This window comes from Vibrio sp. ZF57 (assembly GCF_001691235.1).
Lineage (GTDB): Bacteria > Pseudomonadota > Gammaproteobacteria > Enterobacterales > Vibrionaceae > Vibrio > Vibrio crassostreae_C.
In genome coordinates, this window is record NZ_MAKD01000040.1 from 86,260 (window position 1) to 105,708 (window position 19,449).

Below are 19,449 nucleotides of genomic sequence, written 5' to 3' on the forward strand. Positions count from 1 at the left end.
TCTAATTCAACAGTAAATTCAATCAATTACTTGAGAACAAGCAGGGAGTTCTCGGTTGAGTTTTGTTCGATCTGTAATCACCTCGAAAACTCGACAGACTCTAGGCTTTTGCCATCCTAGCAACAGACCGCTGAACCGTTGAATTTATTGCATCTAAATGAGAGATTTTTGAGGTTTATTGGAGGCTGGTACGAAAAGTCGGCGATGAGTGTCAATTTTGAAGAAGTAGTGAGGGCAAGCTGACAATAAAAAAGGAGCCATCAGGCTCCTTTAATCAGTATTTGGTTTCGATGACGGATTAGTTTACCCAGTCACGAATTGTGTACGTTAGCGTGTGTACATCGTTTTTCAGTACTAGCGTATCGTTTGTTAGCGTTACGTCGCTCCACTCGCTTAGAGTAGCAGAAACCGATTGTTCGATTTCCATCGCAGAGCCGTGACACATTTTCATTGTCATGCCCATTTGCTTGATACGGAATTGACCGTCTTTCAGCTCGCCTTGACCGAAGAAGTTGTTACAACCAGCCATGCCGTTTGCAGTCATCTTTTCGCCGATCTCTAGACGAGGAGCTGCTTGGTCTTCGCTTTTCACAATGTCCTTGCCATCAATTTGCGCAAGTTCCCAATTATGGTGCTGTAGATCGGTTGGTGTTACTTGCATCGCGTTGTCACCTGTTGTTGTGCATGCTGCTAGCATCATAGGTAAAGCGGCTACTGCTAGTAATTTTTTTGAACTAAACTTCATATTATAAGGCTCCAAAGGAAAGAACGAAGTTACCGGATAAGTGTAACTTGATGGGTTCAAAGTATAGTTTACAAAACACTATATGTGTCAGTATAAGGTCATAGTTTAGTATGGGTTTCATGAGCCAGGCGACAAATTAATCGCTTATTTTTGAGAGAGTAAGCGTAATTTTGAATGTGTAAGGAGGCATGGTGGAGCAGTTAGAGTTTTTCCAAGTTCCAAGCCCTTGCGTTGGGGTTTGTTCAAGCGATGACAAAGGCTATTGCAACGGTTGTATGCGCAAGAGAGAAGAGCGCTTTAATTGGATGTCGATGACACCGTCAGAACAATTGCACGTGATAAAGCTGTGTCGTCAGCGCTATAGAAGAAAAATAATGAATCAAAAAAACTTGATTGGTAAGCAGGTCGATGAAGAGGGAAATACCAGTCCCCAAAGAGATCTTTTTGGCTAAAGAGGAAGTATTTAGATTTTATTTAACTCCGAAGTAACTATTACTTTACATAATGGTTGGGGTGTAATATTAAAGTAGGTACCTTTGTACCTGAAGGAGTGGTGTCGGTATGAATAAAAAGAACGTAAAAATCAAAAAAGAGCCAGTCAAAGCACTTGACCGAAAACCGATCGAGGCAAAAGATGACCCTGAAGAGACTCCGCGTGATTGGCATTCGATGTCAGAAGAAGAACGAATGGAAATCCTTTCTCACCTCTCAGACATGCCTTTCCAATAACACCACTGGTTCTTCAGAGCCTTTCTTAAAGCTCAGTTTTCAGAAACAAAAATGTGATTAAACAAACATGTGATTCGCTTTCGTTACACCACGATGGTACGTGCAAAATGTATCATCGGCCTCGGTGGTTTTACTGTGAATCTTAATGTTTGTGATCACTTCTACCGCCCCTGCATCGTAGCAAGCTTGTTCTGCTTTTTTAACGATATCGAGTAATTGGTTGAGTTCACCTTTCATCGTAGTTTCCATCGCACCGACTTGGAAAGGCACATCGGCAGCTTTCACAACTTCAATGGCTTTATCAACCACTTCGAAGTTGTTGCCTTCTTTAACGCGAGGTATCACTTGGAAGGCAACCATCACTTCTTTTTCTCTTTTTAACTCAGACACTTTCTGCTTACTCTAGGATAGGGAATTGTTGCAGATGATAGGTTAATTCGGAGACGAATTCTACAGCGATTATGCTGGTTGGATTACTCTCTTTGTCCTACTTGTTACCCCAGTGGTCACTTACCCAACCACCTATGTGCTCATCAAAATGACTGCCACTGAACCTCTGGTTGCGTTCAACCGAAGTATCACAATCATCTTTATTATCTATTAGGGTTTGTATGTAGTTTGCCATCGGGTCATTGGAACGTTGACGATCTCGGCGAGTTGCCACTTCCTTAATCAGTTGTAATCGATATGTAGAGCTAGCACGTTTCATTTCAATGACCTCCTGTTGTAGACACTAATAGAAAAATCTAGTTGCTAGATATAGGGGCGTCAACGTGATTTAAGAGTATTTTTTTTGAGCAACCAAGAATCAATACGTTGGCATCATAATTCAAAAAAGTGTCATTTAAGTTGGCAACTTTAGGGAAGTTTTTGGGTGTGAATTTGTATTTTGTTGCATATAAAAAAGCCCAGTACAAACTGAGCTGACCATTCTATTTCTGGTTACTTAGAGTTATTTCTGGTTACTTAGAGCTATTTGGTTTGCTTTTAAATTGCTTAATGCTTTTCTTTTTAGCTGTTCTTCGATTGGCCATTTTATCTTTAGGTGGACGCTTGCGAGCGGTCGTTTCAGATGCAGGTTTGTCGGTAACCGGGAAACCCTCTAATGGTTGCAGCACTAACGGCTTATTGGTCAAGGTGCGAATCGCATTGAGGTAGTCAGTTTCGCTGTGGCTAACCAGAGAGACCGCGCAGCCAGTACTTCCTGCTCTTGCTGTACGACCAACGCGGTGTACGTAAGTTGCTGAGTGAGAAGGTAATTCGAAGTTAATTACGACAGGTAATTGATCAATATGAATGCCTCTAGCCATCACGTCTGTCGCGATAAGCACACGAGTCTCGCCATTTTTGAAACTTTCTAATGCTTGCTCTCGTTCTTCTTGGCTCTTATTTCCATGTAACGCACTCACACTGATTTTGGCTTTATTCAATCGTTTGGTTAATGCATCGGCATTGTCTTTTGCGCCAATAAATACCAATACTTGCGGCCATGTGTGTTGATTGAGTAGTGCGATGAGCGCTTGAGCTTTACTGCCTTTGTTCACTAAATACAGGGTTTCTTCAATAGCCGCGACCACGCTGTTTTCTTGATGTGTCGTGACCTTAACTGGATTTGAAAGAAGCTCTTCAGCCTGACCTACTAATTCGGGCGGAAGTGTCGCAGAGAACAACAGTGACTGACGTTTGCTCGGTAGTGCTGAAGTAATCGCTTGAATATCTGGCCAAAATCCCATGTCGATCAGGCGGTCGGCTTCATCAAGAACCAATGATGAACACCGAGCTATATCCAGTTCATCACTTTTGATTAAAGCAAGTAGGCGGCCCGGTGTGGCGATGGCTAATTGTGGTTTAGTCGATAATTGTTGCTGTTGATCATCAGTATTTACGCCGCCCGTTAGCGTTACCAATTTGATATCAAGCGCTGTTGCGATCGGCTCTAAAGATTTGGTCACTTGAGACGCGAGTTCACGTGTCGGGACGATGATAAGCGCTTGCAGTCCATTCACATCATGGTTGATGTTGTTCAGCAAGGGTAAGCCGAACGCCAACGTTTTTCCGCTACCTGTTTGAGCCAACGCAAGTACGTCTTTACCCGCAATAATTGATGGAATTACCGCTTGTTGTATCTCAGTCGGTTTGTCGAATTGAGAAGGGATCGCTGTGACGGTTTTTGCGTTAAGGGTGAGGTTATCAAATGACATAAATGAACCAAGTATCAAAATGGAGGTGGAGTCTAACAGGGCTATAAATGTTAGAGAATCAGTTTTGTATGTTAGACGATAAACACATTCATTATACGCGCGAATTATGTCTGTTAGCTATACGCGATAATTAAGCGTTTATCATATTGTAATGGCACTGAATGGACGTACAATGTCCGCCCTGAAAATGTTCATGAAATGAGATCGAAATGAGTTGGGACAGTATCTGGCTGTTTATCGTTATCGTGTTTTTTATTGCCATTATCCCGGGCCCAAATGCGCTGTTGGTATTAAGCACAGCCTTAACTCAAAGGAAGCTGTTCGCATTTGTGAACGTGTTGGGCGTGTCATGTGGTTTCTTTTTTCATGCCTTTATCTCGGCTAACGGCATAAGCTTATTACTGTCGAACACTCCCATGGCCTTTGAAGGGCTAAAGTGGGCTGGGGTTTTGTATCTTGTCTGGCTTGGGTATAACCATTTTCGTGCGGCGCTGCGCGCTCAAGAGGGCGTGCTCTCTGTGGTCAGTGCATCGGGAAGTAAGCTTTATAAGCAATTTTTCAAAGGGCTTCTCACTAATCTACTGAATCCTAAAATTGTCCTGTTTTATCTTTCTATATTCCCTCAATTTGTTTCAACAGATGCGATTGTGACAGACAGTTTGATACTTGGTGCAATTCAAGCGTCAGTGGTGTCGATGTGGTTCTTAGTTGTGATCTTAATGGCGGATACCTTTAAGCGCTTGTTAGTTCAAAAGCGCACCTCGCAAATGATGAACATTGTGTGTGGGATTCTATTCGTGGGCTTCAGCATTCAGTTGGCATTGTTTCAGCTTTAGGGTGCGATGCGAAGAATTGGGTTTTTAGCTATTGGTTCAGTTCATTTCCGGCTTAGTTCTCGTTTCCATCTTAGTTTTCATTTCCGATTCAGTTCTCATTTTTTACTGAATGCTAAGCAATCAGTGTTTCTCTGTATAAATCTCTAAAGCATTAGCTCGGGAAGTCGATATAATTATTAGCTATCAATTTGGTGAATGTGTTTATTTGAGACCAATTGAAGCTACAGCCTATTGCTTGACCGAAATAACAGAGACAGGGAGTCACCAATGCGTGAAGATTCATTCACCCAGAAACGCAAATATTACCGCTTAAAGTACCCTCAAAAGGCTCGTCCGGTGATGCGAATTAAGGATGAGCTTTTTCATGTCAGCGAAGTTTCTGAAAAGGGTGTACGCCTGATGATGCGTAACATCATTCCGGTTTATCGTGGCTTTTCAATGGCCGGCACCTTGAGGTTGCATGACAACAACAGTATCGATATTAGCGGTGCTGTATTGCGACAAGAAGGTGACGAAGTGATCGTTCAGTTATCACAAGGTCCGAGCTTCAAAGATATGGTGTCTGAACAACGCCACATTAGGCAAAGATACCCAGTGTTTTTTGCTAGCCTCAGAGTGGCATAGAAAGCTTTTAAAGTTAGATTCACTCATCCAAGCCGATATTAAAAAGCCCAGCACTTTCACAAGTGCTGGGCTTTGTTCTATCTATAGCCCAGATTCTTATAAACCAAAGGCGATACAGGTAAAGCTAATGAGCTTAGTTCGCCTTATAGCTCGTCTACTGTAGCCCAAACTGCGGCTAGCATATCGTGACCAAACGCGACACTTCGTTCTGGAGACCAGCCGTAAAGTTCGTCAGCGTGACTGATGTGATCTTTAAATGGCATCTCGACGGTGTAAGCCAAACACTTGAATTGCTCACCAATCCAGTTTGTGCCAACTGTCATGTTTGCTTTGCCTGGTTCGTCTTTATCGTAACCAAATTCATCTTGGAACTCTGGCGTGATAGTCAGCAGTGCTTGCTTGAAGTGGCTCTCTAGCTTCGCGATGCGCTCGTTGTATGAAGGCGTGCCTTCGCTGCCTGCTACAAAGTTATATGGAATCGCTTCATCGCCATGAATATCTAGGCACAGGTCAACGCCCGTTTCTAGCATACGCTCGCGAACAAGGAATACCTCTGGGCTGCGTTCCATAGAAGGTGATTGCCATTCGCGGTTCAGGTTAACACCAATCGCGTTAGTACGCAGGTGACCGCGGATGCTGCCATCTGGGTTCATGTTTGGTACAACGCGGAACACAACGCTGTCTAGAAGAGAGCGACCGACCGTATCTGTTTCATCAAGCAGGCGTTGTAGCAGACCTTCGATTAGCCATTCAGCCATCGTCTCGCCTGGATGTTGGCGACCGATAACCCAGATATTTTTCTTCTCTTCACTTGGCTCGCCGATAGTTAGCAAAGTGATGTCGTTGTTGTCTAGCGTGTGACCTAGAGTTTCAAGCTTACAAGCTGGGTGCGTTTGAGCACTGTGCAGAAGATCTTGGTGACGATCGTATGAGTACGGTGCGAAATACGCGAAGTACATTGAATCGTGTTCAGGGATGATATCGAAGCTTAATGTATCGCCATCGAACTGAGATGGGATACGGAACCACTCTTCACGGTCGTAGGATGCAACCACATCGTAATCTTTCCAGCCTTCAGGGTAGGCAGATGTTGCCAATTGACCGATTTCAAAGTGGTGAGCTTGTTGAGCCTCACTTTCTAAGCGGAAGTGAAACCACTGAGAGATTTCAGTTTGGTAGTCTGCTGGGATAGTCAGTTGAATGTTTTGTGGTGAATCTGCAGAAACGACGTGAATGTTGCCGCTTTCGAAATTGCTGAAAATTTTCATTGTAGTTTTTATCTCGTAGTTGAGTTGCCGTAAGACTAGCACACTTTTTTTCGAGCAAACCACTAACTAAATCGTAATGAGATGTTATTTCAACTATCTACTTTTTAGTTCTCTACTTTGAGCAGTACTTCCTATCTATCGACGCTGACAAGTTGTACACCCACGACAGGCTGAACGTGTGTGGCGATCTAACTTGCTGCGTTGAACCTTACAATAAGCGTTTTTCAGCGCTCTTCGTCCAGAGAACCAATCATCGGGTTTTGACAGGATCAGATAACCATTAAAGCGTTTCATAAGCTCGACTCTATTTTGGTTGATGAACTTGCTATCAAACCCAATTTCGAAGTAATCAAGCGCTTGTTCAATCGAGGTGAAACTCGCCATTTTTTGTTGGAATTCTGTTTGGTTCATTGAGTGAGGAGTTTATGAAAAATAGATAGCCAATATTGTAATAGATTTACAATTTACTTCTTTGACTTAGAAAGCCGTTTTGTCTCGTTGATGTTAGATTAATCAATAATAGATATTTAACCGTCGATTCTTATTTGGTGGGTGCTTGTATCTGGTGGGGAATAATTTCGTGAAGTGCCCTTGGGTTCTCATAAAGGTTCAATTTTTGTTCCTCAGAATGCGATTTATGATCCAAATCAAACTGATCTACCCCTAAAGTACTATTCTGATCTTAATTGTAACCAATTGTTGAAGATGATTAAGAATTATGACAATAAAAAAACGTTATATCGCACTAATAGCGGCGGTTGGTATAGGTATTGGTTGGTTAACCTTAGGGGGAACTGCAGCCGTTATGCACTATACATCGAGCACTGAGTTTTGTGTTTCTTGCCACACAATGGAAGCACCCCACAAAGAATACCAAGGTTCTGTACACTTCAGTAACGCAAAAGGCATTCGAGCTGAATGTGCCGATTGCCACATTCCAACTGATCCGATTGACTACGTGATCACCAAAGTAAGAGCGTCCAAAGACATCTACCACGAATTTATTTCAGGTAAGATAGACACGCCTGAGAAATATGAAGCACACCGTGAAGAGATGGCTGAGACAGTTTGGGCTCAATTCCGCGAGAATGACTCAGCGACTTGTCGCTCTTGTCACGAATTCGATGCAATGGAAGAGTTCGAGCAATCTCGTGATGCAGCAAAAATGCATGCTTATGGTCGTGAAAATAACCAAACGTGTATCGATTGTCACAAAGGCGTTGCACATTTTGCTCCTGAAGCTCAGCTAGATAGCAAAGCGTTCGATACCCTGATCGCATTTACGAAAAACACGCCAGCAGATGCGAAAGTGGTTTACCCAGTAACCGATATCGCAATGGGTGACTTCGGCAGTGTAAACCCAACAGCAGAACTGCAAGTGGTCAAGGCTGAAGGCGACAACCGTACTGTGACTTTGAATGCATTCCAAATGAAAGGTGCAGAGCAAGTGCTTTACTTCGGTGAAGGCCAACGTGCAATCGTTGCGACATTGACAGACAAAGGTCAAGAAGCACTGACTACTGGTGACTATAAAGCCGATGCTTACGGTAACGAGTGGCGTTCAGTTGCGCTAACGGGTGATATCACTTCTCCAGTTGTCGATAAACTAGACCCAATCTGGTCTTACGCAGAAGAGTTGGACAACGTTTACTGTGCAACGTGTCACGCGAAAATTCCTTCAAACCACTTCACTGTGAATGCTTGGGGACCTGTTGCGAAAAGTATGGGCGACCGTACAGACATTTCTGAGCAAAACCTTGAGCTGCTGACTAAGTACTTCCAAAACCACGCGAAAGACGTTGTTGGTCACTAAAGAGAATTAGAAGGATAAAATTATGACTAATATGACACGTCGTGGATTTATGAAAGGCACAGGTATTACAGCTGGTGCGTTGGCATTCACATCTTTGACGCCGATGAGCGCAATTGCTTCGGACAAACGTGGTTCTGGTGTTCTAACATCAGGTCGTATGGGACCAATGCTGTGTGAAGTGAAAGATGGCAAGTTAGTGTCGACGACGAATGCACTGGCACAAACGGTTCCAAATAGCCTGCAGACCACAGGCCCTGATCAAGTACACACCAAAGCGCGTGTTAAGTACCCTATGGTTCGTAAAGGCTACTTGGCTAACCCATCTGCACCTGAAGGTGTACGTGGTAGTGATGAATTTGTTCGTATCTCTTGGGATGAAGTGTACAAATTGATTCACCAACAACACTCACGTATTCGTCAAGAGCACGGTGCGGAATCTGTATTCGCAGGCTCTTATGGCTGGCGTTCAAGTGGTGTTCTGCACAAAGCGCAAACGCTTCTACAACGTTATATGAGCATGGCTGGTGGTTACTCTGGTCACTTAGGTGATTACTCAACAGGTGCTGCGCAAGTTATCATGCCGCACGTTGTGGGTTCGATTGAGGTGTATGAACAGCAGACGACTTACCCAGTTATCCTTGAGCACAGTGATGTGGTGGTACTTTGGGGCCTAAACCCAATTAACACCTTGAAGATCGCTTGGAGCTCAACCGACTGTGCAGGTCTTGAGTTCTTCCACCAGTTGAAGAAGTCGGGCAAGACAGTGATTGCGATTGACCCAATGCGCTCTGAGACTATCGAGTTTTTTGGTGACAACGCAGAGTGGATTGCTCCTCACCCAATGACTGACGTAGCCATGATGATGGGTATCGCACACACGTTAGTGAAACAGGGCAAGCACGATAAAGAATTCTTGGGTAAATACACAACAGGTTACGACGTATTCGAAGCTTACTTGATGGGTAAGGAAGACGGCGTAGAAAAATCTGCTGAGTGGGCGTCTGAGATCTGTGGTGTGCCAGTGAAGCAGCTTGAGCTACTTGCGGATATCTTCAGTAAGAACCGTACTATGCTGATGTCTGGCTGGGGTATGCAGCGTCAACAATACGGTGAACAACGTCACTGGATGTTGGTTACGCTAGCGACAATGCTAGGTCAAGTTGGCTTGCCTGGTGGTGGTTTCGGTCTTTCTTACCACTACTCAAACGGTGGTAACCCTGCTCGTGATGCAGGCGTACTTCCTGCGATTTCAGCGTCACTTGGCGGTGGTTCTTCGGCGGGTAACGATTGGGCTGTTTCAGGATCTGTGAACGCATTCCCTGTAGCGCGTATTGTTGAAGCGCTAGAAAACCCGGGTTCAAGCTACCATCACAATGGTCACAACCTAACGTTCCCAGAGATCAAAATGATCTGGTGGGCAGGCGGTGCGAACTTTACTCACCACCAAGATACCAACCGCTTGATCAAAGCTTGGCAAAAGCCTGAGCTGATTGTTATCTCAGAACCTTACTGGACAGCAGCAGCTAAGCACGCGGATATTGTTCTGCCAATTACTACATCGTTTGAACGTAATGATATGACGATGACGGGTGACTACAGTAACCAACACTTAGTGCCAATGAAGAAAGTGGTTGAGCCACAAGGTGAAGCTCGTAACGATTTCGATGTATTTGCGGACATGTCTGAGTTACTTGCTCCGGGTGGTCGTGATGTGTACACCGAAGGCAAGACCGAGATGGAATGGCTGTATGGTTTTTACAAAACCGCACAGCAAGGTGGTCGTGGTCAGCGTATCGTAATGCCTAACTTCAGCAAGTTCTGGGAAGATAATCAGTTGATCGAGATGAAGTGGAACGAGAAGAACGCACAGTTTGTTCGTTACGCTGATTTTCGTGAGAACCCAATCATGAACCCACTAGGTACACCAAGTGGCAAGTTCGAGATATTCTCAAGAACCATTGAAGGTTACCAACTAGATGATTGCCCTGCACACCCAACTTGGTTAGAACCAACAGAGTACACAGGCAACGCTAAAGATGGCGAACTGCAACTGATGACAGCGCACGCCGCGCACCGTCTGCATAGCCAGTTCAACTACGCGAAGATCCGCGAAGAGTATGCGATTGCAGACCGTGAGCCGATTTCAATTCACCCTGAAGATGCGAAAGCTCGAGGCATTAAAACGGGTGACTTGGTTCGTGCACATAATGGTCGTGGACAAGTATTGGTGGGTGCATTAGTGACGGATGGCATCAAACAAGGCTCTGTATGTATCCATGAAGGCGGTTGGCCTGATTTAGATAAAGACACAGGTCTATGTAAAAACGGTGGCTGTAACGTGCTTACGTTGGATATCCCGACTTCTCGTTTGGCGAATGGCTGTGCTGCAAACTCTGCGCTTGTGAAGATTGAAAAATACACAGGTCCAGTATTAGAACTCACGGCATTTGATCCACCTAAAAACGGCTAATCTTTAACAAGTAATAGCTAACTGAATGAAGCCAGCCTAATCGCTGGCTTTTTTTGATCCTTTTCTTGCGACGAAGACTATTACTCAGTGTCGGCTAGACAATCCATAATAATCAATGACATCTAAGCGAGAAATAAACTCATGAATCGAATCAATCCAAAGAAACTACTTCGCAGTAAATGGACGGCCGTTAGCCCTGTAAAGAAAGAAAAACACTTTATGGTCACAGAGGTAGAGTTTGAAGAAGGGGAGGTTATTCGTTGTTTGATAGAAGCGGTGATGACCAAACGAGAGGAAGACATCAACTGGCGGGATCTCACCGACAAGGATCATTGGCTTCCCGGTTGGAAATAAGGATAGGAAGCAGGGAGCAGTCGGTCACCTCTACTTATTTCTAATTACCCGCTGCTGCACGCCCTTGCCAGTATTTAAGGCCTTCTAAGACACCCTCAGCATGTGTTGCTCTACTCGTGTATACGTTGTCTCTATCCGATAGGTGAGCAACCTCTGGGTAATGGTTAGCAACCAGTATCGAGTTTACGCCTTCAATGGTGAGCATTGAGGTGTCGTTAGCTGAGTCACCTGCGACGCACACTTCTGCAACGCTCAAATCGTGTTGTTCGAGTAGGTGGTGAATCGCAGTCGCCTTGTTAACGCCTTTTGGTGTGATATCTAAGTACCAATCATGAGAGTAAGTCAGGTGAACATCTAATCCGTGCATCTCCAAGCTAGATTCAATCAGTTCGTGTTGAGGCTCTGAAAGCTTTCCTTCAAAGGTGATCTTGTAATCGCCTTGATGGTTTTCTATGCGATCACCCATAAAATCAAGGGGGGCGAGAGCCGTCTCTACCCTTGATTTGTTCCAAGAAGCTTCCAGTTGGTTATGCCAAACATGGTCTGGTTTTTGGGAATGAACATGATGAATTTTGGTGCCCACATCGCTAATAATACTGTGTGGCTTCGGGTAGTTATCCGATTCTAAACCCATTCGAATCGAAGGTAATGTTCTTCCTGTCGCGATGATAAAGCGAATATCAGGTTGTTCTGTGAGGTAATCAAATAGCTGGTTAACACCGTGAGATGAGCCTCCATCAAGCGTACCGTCAAAGTCACACACCAACATTTTTATCATTCGAATTCCTTGTCTTTTTCTCTATTTCGTCACGGGGAAATGCTTATTTCTTCTATAAAGAATGGCTCAGCAATGAGCACTCTACAAGTTGAAACCCAGCTTAGATAATCACCAATTGACAGTTTGCAGCAAGTATCACAGTTGGTGTGATGTATTAAAATTCTTGGTCTAAAAGGTTGATTTCAACTCGCTGACTTTAGACGGTTGACCTTTGGTTTTTAGGTAGAGATTGAGAGTCGATCTTATCCTTGTTACCGAGCGAACTTTCGCCTCGGAAACATCATGAAAGCTTAATAAATAGTTCGCATTCGAATTATTTGTGCACGAACTAATTGTGGCTTTTGTTGGTTCATTCAGCCTATTAATTACTCTAATGTAAAATTAATATTCAATAATCTACGACTACGTAATACATAATATTGGCCGTACGCTTATCTAACTTATCCCTTTTATTATCAGTGTCTTGCTTTGTTTTTGCTTATTTTTTGGTCTTGTTGTTGCTGGTCTGGTTTCAGTCTGTTGCCTTGTTTTACCGAGCGAAGAACCTTGATTTACACGTGTCAATTACTTAGAGTGCTAATTGTTTTTCGGGTTTAAATAACCAATTTAAGTTTAAATAACTGAGAAAGGATTAGATTACATGGATCCCATACTGGAAGTTAAGGGACTGTACAAGGTGTTTGGTGAAGACACCGACCGTGCTTTTACAATGATTAATGAAGGCGCAAATAAAGATAAAGTTTTCGAAGAAACAGGGCTAACGATCGGCGTTAACGATGTTTCTCTTAGTATCCAAGAAGGCGAGATTTTCGTCATAATGGGACTGTCAGGATCTGGCAAATCAACCCTAGTACGCCTTCTTAACCGCTTGATCGAACCAACCAAAGGCAATGTGCTTCTTCGAGGCAAAGACATTGCCCACATCTCAGAAGATGAACTCCGCGAAGTTCGCCGCAACAACATCTCGATGGTTTTCCAAAATTTCGCTTTGATGCCGCATATGACGGTCATCGAGAATGCCGCATTTGGTCTAGAGCTTGCGGGTGTTGAAGTTGAGCAACGAAAGCAATCAGCACTTGAAGCACTTGAACGTGTTGGCCTTGGCGCATATTCAGAATCTTACCCAGATGAACTATCTGGTGGTATGAAGCAGCGTGTTGGTTTGGCTCGTGCACTAGCATGTGACCCAGATATCTTGTTGATGGACGAAGCGTTCTCGGCGCTCGATCCTTTGATTCGTACTGAAATGCAAGATGAGCTTATTCGCCTTCAAAATGACGATAAACGAACCATTGTTTTTATCTCGCATGATTTGGATGAAGCGATGCGTATCGGTGACCGAATTGCGATTATGCAAAATGGCGAAGTGGTTCAAGTCGGTACTCCAGACGATATTCTTAGTAACCCAGCGAATGATTATGTCGAAGCTTTCTTCCGTGGTGTGAACGTAGCAAGCGTACTTACTGTGAAAGACATTGCGCGTAAGAAGCCAGCTGCGGTATTTAAAAAATCAGAACACGATGGCCCAGCGTCCGCTCTACAAATTTTGATGGATAACGACCGCGAGTACGGCATCGTAGTTGAGAAGAGCAGCCGTTACTCCGGCATTGTCTCTATCGACTCGCTTCGTAAAGCCCACAAAGAGAACAAATCACTCATCAGCGCACAGCTCGATGATGGACTAACGCTGAACCCTGATTTACCAATCAATGATGTGCTTGGCCTAGTTGGTGGTGTGCCTTACTCAGTGCCTGTTGTGGATGAGCAAGGTAATTACTTTGGCGTGGTGACTAAGTCACGACTGTTACAAACATTGGATAAGGGGTAGATCATGTCGTCTGAACAAACAAATAATGCCCCATGGTCTCAATCGGCTCCTGCAGCTCAACCTGCAAGTGATCCTTGGGGTCAAGCAGCTGATACCTCACCATCAGCAGATTGGTTAAGCAGCGAAACAGTTGAAGCGACACCTTTTGATCCACTGAACCCTTTTGCAGAGGCAGTTTTGCCTGTCGACACTTGGGTAGAGTCTGGACTGAATTGGTTAGTTGAGCACGGACGCCCATTATTTCAAGCGATCCGTGTGCCTATCGATTTTATTCTAAGTTCATTTGAAACGGCGTTGGTGTCTACGCCAGCCCCATTCATGTTGATCATTCTGTTTTTAGTCGCATGGCAGTTTTCAAACTTGAAGCTTGGCGTTGCAACGGCCGTATCTTTGACTTTCATTGGCCTGATTGGTGCTTGGTCTGAAGCAATGACCACACTGTCACTGGTCATGACATCCGTATTCTTTTGTCTATTGATTGGCTTACCCATGGGTATATGGCTCGCCCGAAGTAACACGGCAGCCAAATTCGTGCGCCCAATTTTGGATGCTATGCAAACCACACCAGCCTTCGTTTATTTAGTACCGATCGTAATGTTGTTTGGTATCGGTAACGTTCCGGGTGTAGTAGTGACCATCATATTCGCACTTCCTCCTGTTGTGCGTTTGACCATCTTGGGTATTCAGCAAGTACCGGAAGAATTGATCGAAGCGGGTCACTCATTCGGTGCAAGCAAAAAGCAGATGCTTTACCGAATTCAACTGCCACTTGCATTGCCAACTATCATGGCGGGCGTGAACCAAACACTGATGTTGTCGCTATCTATGGTGGTTATCGCATCAATGATTGCGGTAGGCGGTTTAGGTCAAATGGTACTGAGAGGTATTGGCCGTTTAGATATGGGACTGGCCGCTGTTGGTGGTTTAGGCATCGTTATCTTAGCCATCTTATTAGACAGAATCACCCAAGTACTGGGTGTCAATGCTGGTAATACAAAATTACGCTGGTATCGCATGGGACCTGTTTCCCTTGTACTGAATGTACTTAATCGCGGTAACAAATCAGAACTTCAATTAAGGAAAAACACCAATGAATAATTCATGGAAGAGTAAACTCGCAGTAAGCATCGTTTCTACATTAGCGGTATCGACTAACGTGTGGGCAGCAAGCCTACCGGGTGATGGCGTATCAGTTCAGCCTGTTCAATCGTCTGTAGCGGAAGAGACATTCCAAACATTGATCGTTAACCGTGCTCTAGAAGAACTGGGTTATGACGTGAAATCAACTCAAGAAGTGGACTACAACGTAGGCTACACCTCGATTGCAAAGGGTGACGCAACGTTCCTAACGGTAGGTTGGTTCCCGCTTCATGCTGATAAATACACAATGGCAGGTGGTGATGAGAAATTCTACCGTGAAGGCCAATATGTAAGCGGCGCTGCTCAAGGTTACCTAATTGATAAGAAAACGGCTGAAAAGTACAACATCACCAACATTGGTCAATTAACTGATCCAAAAATCGCGAAGCTGTTTGATGCGGACGGTGATGGCAAAGCAGACCTAACAGGCTGTAACCCAGGTTGGGGTTGTGAGATGGTGATTGAACACCAACTTTCAGCGTTCAAACTGGACGATACGGTAACTCACAACCAAGGTAACTACGCTGCAATCATTGCAGATACAATTTCTCGTTACCAAAAGGGTGAATCAATCCTTTACTACACGTGGACACCTTACTGGGTAAGTGGCGTATTGGTGCCTAACGAAGATGTAGTTTGGTTAGAAGTTCCTTTCTCAGCACTTCCTGGCGAGCGTTCGAACGTGGATACGACGCTATCTAACGGCAAAAACTACGGCTTCGAAATGAACTCAATGCGCATTATTGCGAATAAAGAGTTTGCTAAGAACAACCCATCAGCAGCGAAGCTTTTTGAAATCATCAAACTTAACATCAATGATGTAAGCGCTCAGAACATGATGATGAGTAAAGGTAAGAACAGCTCTGCTGATATCGAAGCGCACGTAAACGGTTGGATCAAAGCGAACCAAAGCACGTTCGATGGTTGGATTACAGAAGCGAAGAAAGCAGCACTGTAACTTTGACTTGTATTTGTTCTGTCTTACCAGACACTTTGATTTGAAATGATGAGCGTGTTGAGTGATTGTGTAGAGTCACTCAATCACCTTCAAACCAAGTGAAAGGGCGACAAGAGTGAACATTATAAAGCCAGCAGTCCATTTGGATTGCTGGCTTTTTGCTTTCTGTTTCTATTTTTGAGCTTCTAGCTGTTAATTACAGCTCTAGCGTTCGCCTTGAACTTCGAAGTTGTCGCTGACTAAGCGAGCGCAGCCATCGGCTTCAAGTGCCCAGTGTTCATGATGTACAACGCCAAACGCTTTGTTCATTGTCCAACTCGCGGTAAGAATGTAACCGCCGTCTGGGTGCTCTTCCCATTTCACGTCAGTGTAATCAACGTCTTTGAAGCCTTGGTCTATGATACCTTGCCAGAATGCTTGAATCGCTTCATGACCTTCAAAAGTACCAAATGGACGCGCTTCCATTACACAGCTTTTAGTATATTGATCGGCACAACCTTTCGCGTCTTGGCTGTTGAATGCTTTTTGCCATGCGTTAATGCCTTGCTTACACGCTTCTAATACTTGATTGTTTGACATTGTTTTCTCCATAACAGTCTTCTTTGAAACACTGTGTTTTTGATTGGGTTATCTCGATAAGTTGAATACAGTTTAGCTTTGGTAATTAACTTGAAAAACAGAGATAATAGAAAATACTGTTTGTAAAAAGAGAACAATAAAATGAGTAAGCTAAAGCAGATGTCGATTTTCGCTCATATCGTGGAACAAGGCTCAGTATCGGCCGCGGCTGAAAAACTAGAGTTGTCTAAATCTGTTGTCAGTCAGCATCTAAAAATTTTAGAGCAAGAGCTCGGTGCTTCGCTTCTTAAACGAACAACGCGAAGACAAACCTTGACCAGTATGGGGGAACGTTTCTATCTAAGCTGTAAGGATATTAATGTAATCGCCGAATCGGCATGGGATATGGCGAAAGCTGAGTTGGAAGAACCCCAAGGTCGGATTCGTATTACTGCTCCAAATGCACTGATGGACTTGTTGGTTGCGCCTGTTATTGCGGATTTAATGAAGCAATACCCGAAACTAAAGCCTGAGCTGATCAGTGATGATCAACACTTGGATTTCATGGATCACGATATTGATCTCGCGGTACGAGTGGGTAGCTCGCGCGACAGTAATCTTAAGCAGAAACGGTTAGGCGAGTTTAAAGACGTGTTGTGCGGCGTAGAAAGCATGCGAGAGCGTGAACTTGAATCAATTCCTTATATTGCTAACTCATGGCAGGGAAAACAGGTGACTCATCATTTTAGCTCTCAAGGTGAACAAGACTTCGTCTACCAACAACAAGCCAGTTGTACCACTAATTCATTCCATAGTTGCCTTGCACTGATTAAATCAGGTGTTGGTATCGGTGTGATTCCAGATTTCTGCATTCCTCAGTTATTTGGTGATGTTGTCGACGTGCTGCCAAGCTTTGAATTACCCACCAACACGGTTTATGCGCTAAACCCATTTGCTTCAAATACGCCTATCGCCATCAAGCTGTGTATCCAAGCGTTGGAAGAAAAGCTTAAGCAGAATTTAGTATAAGCTTTCTATCGTTGGTAAAATCCGGTGCTTAACCATATTTACTAATAAAAGAAATAACATGTTTATTACTCAGTAATTCGATCTTGTCGATAGTCAGTACGCAATAGCGGTAGTTTTTGTTTTTGAAGGTGATGTTCGACTTTTGTTCTGTTGGTTCTGAAAACTTCCATATTTCAAATCCGATGTTCTTCATAAGTTCCAATGCACTTGGGTTCTTTATGATCATGGAATACTTTTTAATCTTAGTATTTCTTGCAAGAAGCTTCATATCGGAAATCAGGTTCGCAATAGATTGTTCACGCTTCTCAGAGTGACCGCTAACCACAATGTAATTTAAGTTATGATTAGAATCTAAAGAGCAGGCTTGCTTAATATGTAGATGTTTATTTTGGTATTGCTCGAATACCTCTTCGTTGAAGAAAAAACCTAGGCTATGACTAACAATATCGCCATTAACATCGACCATTTTTCTGCCATGCGCCTTTTTTTCACTGCAATAGAGAAACAGGTCGATAGTATCAAGAGCTGAAGGATCCACCTTTGTATATTGTGAAATCAGCTTTATTCTATCTATTACTGATTTGTCATTCTGATCTGTCATTAGTGGCATGATCTGACAGTCGCAGCCTTCTTCTATTTCCCCTTTAGTGATAGACGATATTCGGCTTTGAAACGAAAAGAACCTCTCACGAAGGAAGTCTTCAAGTAATGCACTGTCTTCGTTATCTTCTGAATCAAAGGATTTCAACGTTGTATACAAGTCCAGACCAAGGCAGTCCAGTAGCTTTAGGGCTTTGTAATTACTTGGCTTTACTTTGCTATTTTCCCATCGATTTATCGTTACGACATCTACAGAGCTGAATTCATCATCTAAGTGATTAATGTATACCGCAAAATCCTTTTGCGTTAACTTCAATTTCTTGCGCGCTTCGCGCAGTAATTGCGGAAATTTCATCATGGTAGAATATTCATCTTTGATTAGTGACATTACGTTCCGATTCGTCAGATAGTCTATTTTATCAATCGTTAATATACAGTAGCTATAATATTTATTTTTGAATGTAATATTACATTTTTTAGCAGAAGGTTCTGAAAATTTAAATACTTCAAACCCCACGCCCTTCAAGAGTTTCATCATGTTGGGGTCTTTTACTAAAACAGAATATTTTTTAATGTTTTTGTTCTGAGAAAGTAACTGTATATCTGAAACTATATGCTCAATAACATGATCTTTTGTCTCTGAGTGTGAGCTTATATTAAAATAATTTATGCTTTTGCTTGAATTTAAAGAGCAGGCCATTCTTAGATCTAGCTCTTGAGTTTTTAATGTTTCAAATTGATGGTCTTCAAAGAAAAAGCCTACGTTGTGACTCACAATGTCACCATCTACATTGATCAGTTTGTGACCATGTGCTTTTTTCTCACAGTAGTAGAGATATAAATCAATTTGGTCCAATGGCGAAATATCGACTTTTGTGAATTTAGAAAGTAGTTTGATTCTGTCGATAACGCCAGTGTCACACGGCTCTGACATTAAAGGCCGTGACTTAAAGTTGCGTTTGCCTTGTTGTTGATTCAGGCCTGATAGAGCTGAAATTCTACTTTGAAATGAGCCATAGGATTCGTTTAAAAACAGTTCGATTAGTGTGTCTTTTTGTTCGGATTTAAAGCTCTTTATTGTCTCAAATAAATCTCCGCCAAGGTACTGTAAGATCTTGAGTGCTTTGTATGTACTAGGCTTTACCTTACTGTTTTCCCAACGATTTATCGTTACGACGTCAACCGCATTAAACTCGTCGTCCAGCTGATTTAAGTAGGTTGCAAACTCTGTTTGTGTAAATTGAAGTTCCTTTCTGAAGTTACGTAACAACTGTGAAAACTCACTCATTAAAACATTAACCTTCTGATAATTAACTCAATGTCTTGATTCTAATTTAGACATCAGATTCTCTATTTAACATCTTCAGTAATTTGTTTTTTACAGATGTTAATTGTTCGGATTATTTGAACTGTATGTTGCGCATGTCCCTAATAGGCTAAGTGCCAAATTAGTGACGTCAAATCTATGGCTTTTTGCCTAGACACTTGTCAATCTACTGTGAAGTGCGCGTTAATGTT

The 19,449-nt window shown here is 43.2% G+C and carries 20 protein-coding genes; 11 read left to right on the forward strand and 9 right to left on the reverse strand.

What is annotated here, in order from left to right; translation table 11 throughout:
- Positions 1 to 298: 298 nt before the first annotated feature.
- Entirely contained in the window at positions 299 to 745 is a 447-nt protein-coding gene (locus A6D97_RS04310) for an META domain-containing protein (RefSeq protein WP_004734625.1), read from the reverse strand.
- 188 nt (positions 746 to 933) lie between these two features.
- On the opposite strand from A6D97_RS04310, the gene A6D97_RS04315 reads away from it, so the two are divergent.
- Complete coding sequence (locus A6D97_RS04315; RefSeq protein WP_017060324.1) at positions 934 to 1,197, forward strand: DUF1289 domain-containing protein; 264 nt, start codon at positions 934 to 936, stop codon at positions 1,195 to 1,197.
- Between the two features lie 109 nt (positions 1,198 to 1,306).
- Positions 1,307 to 1,474, forward strand: coding sequence for a hypothetical protein (locus A6D97_RS21955; protein WP_170791802.1), 168 nt, complete (start codon positions 1,307 to 1,309; stop codon positions 1,472 to 1,474).
- Between the two features lie 57 nt (positions 1,475 to 1,531).
- Here the strand turns inward: A6D97_RS21955 and A6D97_RS04320 are convergent, their stop codons facing one another.
- The 3 genes from A6D97_RS04320 to A6D97_RS04330 form a co-directional block, all read right to left on the reverse strand.
- Positions 1,532 to 1,834, reverse strand: a complete 303-nt coding sequence (locus A6D97_RS04320; RefSeq protein WP_017065764.1) for a thiamine-binding protein — start codon at positions 1,832 to 1,834, stop codon at positions 1,532 to 1,534.
- Positions 1,835 to 1,961: 127 nt separating this feature from the next.
- Positions 1,962 to 2,183, reverse strand: coding sequence for a hypothetical protein (locus tag A6D97_RS04325; RefSeq protein ID WP_017057116.1), 222 nt, complete (start codon positions 2,181 to 2,183; stop codon positions 1,962 to 1,964).
- Between the two features lie 253 nt (positions 2,184 to 2,436).
- A complete protein-coding gene (locus tag A6D97_RS04330) occupies positions 2,437 to 3,675 on the reverse strand; it encodes a DEAD/DEAH box helicase (RefSeq protein WP_065583886.1) in 1,239 nt (412 codons plus the stop codon).
- A gap of 209 nt (positions 3,676 to 3,884) precedes the next feature.
- Here A6D97_RS04330 and A6D97_RS04335 point away from each other — a divergent pair, with 209 nt between their 5' ends.
- Positions 3,885 to 4,511, forward strand: coding sequence for a LysE family translocator (locus tag A6D97_RS04335; protein WP_017060328.1), 627 nt, complete (start codon positions 3,885 to 3,887; stop codon positions 4,509 to 4,511).
- A gap of 267 nt (positions 4,512 to 4,778) precedes the next feature.
- Positions 4,779 to 5,135 (forward strand): hypothetical protein, encoded by a 357-nt coding sequence (locus A6D97_RS04340; RefSeq protein ID WP_017060329.1) that lies wholly within the window; start codon positions 4,779 to 4,781, stop codon positions 5,133 to 5,135.
- 143 nt (positions 5,136 to 5,278) lie between these two features.
- Here A6D97_RS04340 and A6D97_RS04345 read toward each other — a convergent pair whose 3' ends face one another.
- On the reverse strand, positions 5,279 to 6,403 hold the full coding sequence (locus tag A6D97_RS04345) for a M14-type cytosolic carboxypeptidase (RefSeq protein ID WP_065583887.1): 1,125 nt from the start codon (positions 6,401 to 6,403) through the stop codon (positions 5,279 to 5,281).
- A 135-nt stretch (positions 6,404 to 6,538) separates the two neighbouring features.
- Entirely contained in the window at positions 6,539 to 6,814 is a 276-nt protein-coding gene (locus A6D97_RS04350) for a nitrogenase-stabilizing/protective protein NifW (protein WP_017060331.1), read from the reverse strand.
- A 307-nt stretch (positions 6,815 to 7,121) separates the two neighbouring features.
- On the opposite strand from A6D97_RS04350, the gene A6D97_RS04355 reads away from it, so the two are divergent.
- The 3 genes from A6D97_RS04355 to A6D97_RS04365 all read left to right on the forward strand — a co-directional run bounded on the left by A6D97_RS04355 (position 7,122) and on the right by A6D97_RS04365 (position 11,040).
- Positions 7,122 to 8,216: a NapC/NirT family cytochrome c gene (locus A6D97_RS04355; protein ID WP_017060332.1), complete on the forward strand. Its 1,095-nt coding sequence runs from the start codon at positions 7,122 to 7,124 to the stop codon at positions 8,214 to 8,216.
- Positions 8,217 to 8,238: 22 nt separating this feature from the next.
- The gene (locus tag A6D97_RS04360) at positions 8,239 to 10,686 is read left to right on the forward strand and encodes a molybdopterin guanine dinucleotide-containing S/N-oxide reductase (protein WP_017060333.1); all 2,448 of its coding nucleotides are present in this window, start codon (positions 8,239 to 8,241) and stop codon (positions 10,684 to 10,686) included.
- A 141-nt stretch (positions 10,687 to 10,827) separates the two neighbouring features.
- A complete protein-coding gene (locus tag A6D97_RS04365) occupies positions 10,828 to 11,040 on the forward strand; it encodes a TIGR02450 family Trp-rich protein (RefSeq protein ID WP_017068050.1) in 213 nt (70 codons plus the stop codon).
- 40 nt (positions 11,041 to 11,080) lie between these two features.
- Here the strand turns inward: A6D97_RS04365 and A6D97_RS04370 are convergent, their stop codons facing one another.
- On the reverse strand, positions 11,081 to 11,818 hold the full coding sequence (locus A6D97_RS04370) for an HAD-IIB family hydrolase (RefSeq protein ID WP_065583888.1): 738 nt from the start codon (positions 11,816 to 11,818) through the stop codon (positions 11,081 to 11,083).
- Positions 11,819 to 12,458: 640 nt separating this feature from the next.
- On the opposite strand from A6D97_RS04370, the gene proV reads away from it, so the two are divergent.
- Genes proV through proX form a run of 3 tightly spaced genes read left to right on the forward strand, consistent with a single transcriptional unit; the run spans position 12,459 to position 15,744 of the window.
- On the forward strand, positions 12,459 to 13,646 hold the full coding sequence (gene proV / locus A6D97_RS04375) for a glycine betaine/L-proline ABC transporter ATP-binding protein ProV (protein WP_017067805.1): 1,188 nt from the start codon (positions 12,459 to 12,461) through the stop codon (positions 13,644 to 13,646).
- 3 nt (positions 13,647 to 13,649) lie between these two features.
- Entirely contained in the window at positions 13,650 to 14,744 is a 1,095-nt protein-coding gene (proW, locus tag A6D97_RS04380) for a glycine betaine/L-proline ABC transporter permease ProW (RefSeq protein ID WP_065583889.1), read from the forward strand.
- The gene (proX, locus tag A6D97_RS04385) at positions 14,737 to 15,744 is read left to right on the forward strand and encodes a glycine betaine/L-proline ABC transporter substrate-binding protein ProX (protein ID WP_017065955.1); all 1,008 of its coding nucleotides are present in this window, start codon (positions 14,737 to 14,739) and stop codon (positions 15,742 to 15,744) included. The genes proW and proX overlap by 8 nt, the downstream gene beginning before the upstream one ends.
- Positions 15,745 to 15,948: 204 nt before the next feature.
- Here proX and A6D97_RS04390 read toward each other — a convergent pair whose 3' ends face one another.
- A complete protein-coding gene (locus A6D97_RS04390) occupies positions 15,949 to 16,323 on the reverse strand; it encodes a nuclear transport factor 2 family protein (RefSeq protein WP_065583905.1) in 375 nt (124 codons plus the stop codon).
- Positions 16,324 to 16,464: 141 nt separating this feature from the next.
- Between A6D97_RS04390 and A6D97_RS04395 the strand changes: the two genes are divergently transcribed.
- Positions 16,465 to 17,331: a LysR family transcriptional regulator gene (locus A6D97_RS04395; RefSeq protein ID WP_065583890.1), complete on the forward strand. Its 867-nt coding sequence runs from the start codon at positions 16,465 to 16,467 to the stop codon at positions 17,329 to 17,331.
- A gap of 28 nt (positions 17,332 to 17,359) precedes the next feature.
- On the opposite strand, the gene A6D97_RS04400 is transcribed toward A6D97_RS04395, so the two are convergent.
- Positions 17,360 to 19,219, reverse strand: a complete 1,860-nt coding sequence (locus A6D97_RS04400) for a helix-turn-helix transcriptional regulator (RefSeq protein WP_065583891.1) — start codon at positions 19,217 to 19,219, stop codon at positions 17,360 to 17,362.
- Positions 19,220 to 19,449: the final 230 nt, after the last annotated feature.

What these genes read in the sequence shown, in the direction of transcription:
- A6D97_RS04310 (WP_004734625.1), bottom strand. Translation starts at nt 745, where the DNA reads ATGAAGTTTAGTTCAAAAAAATTACTAGCAGTAGCCGCTTTACCTATG.
- A6D97_RS04315 (WP_017060324.1), top strand. Translation starts at nt 934, where the DNA reads ATGGTGGAGCAGTTAGAGTTTTTCCAAGTTCCAAGCCCTTGCGTTGGG.
- A6D97_RS21955 (WP_170791802.1), top strand. Translation starts at nt 1,307, where the DNA reads ATGAATAAAAAGAACGTAAAAATCAAAAAAGAGCCAGTCAAAGCACTT.
- A6D97_RS04320 (WP_017065764.1), bottom strand. Translation starts at nt 1,834, where the DNA reads ATGGTTGCCTTCCAAGTGATACCTCGCGTTAAAGAAGGCAACAACTTC.
- A6D97_RS04325 (WP_017057116.1), bottom strand. Translation starts at nt 2,183, where the DNA reads ATGAAACGTGCTAGCTCTACATATCGATTACAACTGATTAAGGAAGTG.
- A6D97_RS04330 (WP_065583886.1), bottom strand. Translation starts at nt 3,675, where the DNA reads ATGTCATTTGATAACCTCACCCTTAACGCAAAAACCGTCACAGCGATC.
- A6D97_RS04335 (WP_017060328.1), top strand. Translation starts at nt 3,885, where the DNA reads ATGAGTTGGGACAGTATCTGGCTGTTTATCGTTATCGTGTTTTTTATT.
- A6D97_RS04340 (WP_017060329.1), top strand. Translation starts at nt 4,779, where the DNA reads ATGCGTGAAGATTCATTCACCCAGAAACGCAAATATTACCGCTTAAAG.
- A6D97_RS04345 (WP_065583887.1), bottom strand. Translation starts at nt 6,403, where the DNA reads ATGAAAATTTTCAGCAATTTCGAAAGCGGCAACATTCACGTCGTTTCT.
- A6D97_RS04350 (WP_017060331.1), bottom strand. Translation starts at nt 6,814, where the DNA reads ATGAACCAAACAGAATTCCAACAAAAAATGGCGAGTTTCACCTCGATT.
- A6D97_RS04355 (WP_017060332.1), top strand. Translation starts at nt 7,122, where the DNA reads ATGACAATAAAAAAACGTTATATCGCACTAATAGCGGCGGTTGGTATA.
- A6D97_RS04360 (WP_017060333.1), top strand. Translation starts at nt 8,239, where the DNA reads ATGACTAATATGACACGTCGTGGATTTATGAAAGGCACAGGTATTACA.
- A6D97_RS04365 (WP_017068050.1), top strand. Translation starts at nt 10,828, where the DNA reads ATGAATCGAATCAATCCAAAGAAACTACTTCGCAGTAAATGGACGGCC.
- A6D97_RS04370 (WP_065583888.1), bottom strand. Translation starts at nt 11,818, where the DNA reads ATGATAAAAATGTTGGTGTGTGACTTTGACGGTACGCTTGATGGAGGC.
- proV (WP_017067805.1), top strand. Translation starts at nt 12,459, where the DNA reads ATGGATCCCATACTGGAAGTTAAGGGACTGTACAAGGTGTTTGGTGAA.
- proW (WP_065583889.1), top strand. Translation starts at nt 13,650, where the DNA reads ATGTCGTCTGAACAAACAAATAATGCCCCATGGTCTCAATCGGCTCCT.
- proX (WP_017065955.1), top strand. Translation starts at nt 14,737, where the DNA reads ATGAATAATTCATGGAAGAGTAAACTCGCAGTAAGCATCGTTTCTACA.
- A6D97_RS04390 (WP_065583905.1), bottom strand. Translation starts at nt 16,323, where the DNA reads ATGTCAAACAATCAAGTATTAGAAGCGTGTAAGCAAGGCATTAACGCA.
- A6D97_RS04395 (WP_065583890.1), top strand. Translation starts at nt 16,465, where the DNA reads ATGAGTAAGCTAAAGCAGATGTCGATTTTCGCTCATATCGTGGAACAA.
- A6D97_RS04400 (WP_065583891.1), bottom strand. Translation starts at nt 19,219, where the DNA reads ATGAGTGAGTTTTCACAGTTGTTACGTAACTTCAGAAAGGAACTTCAA.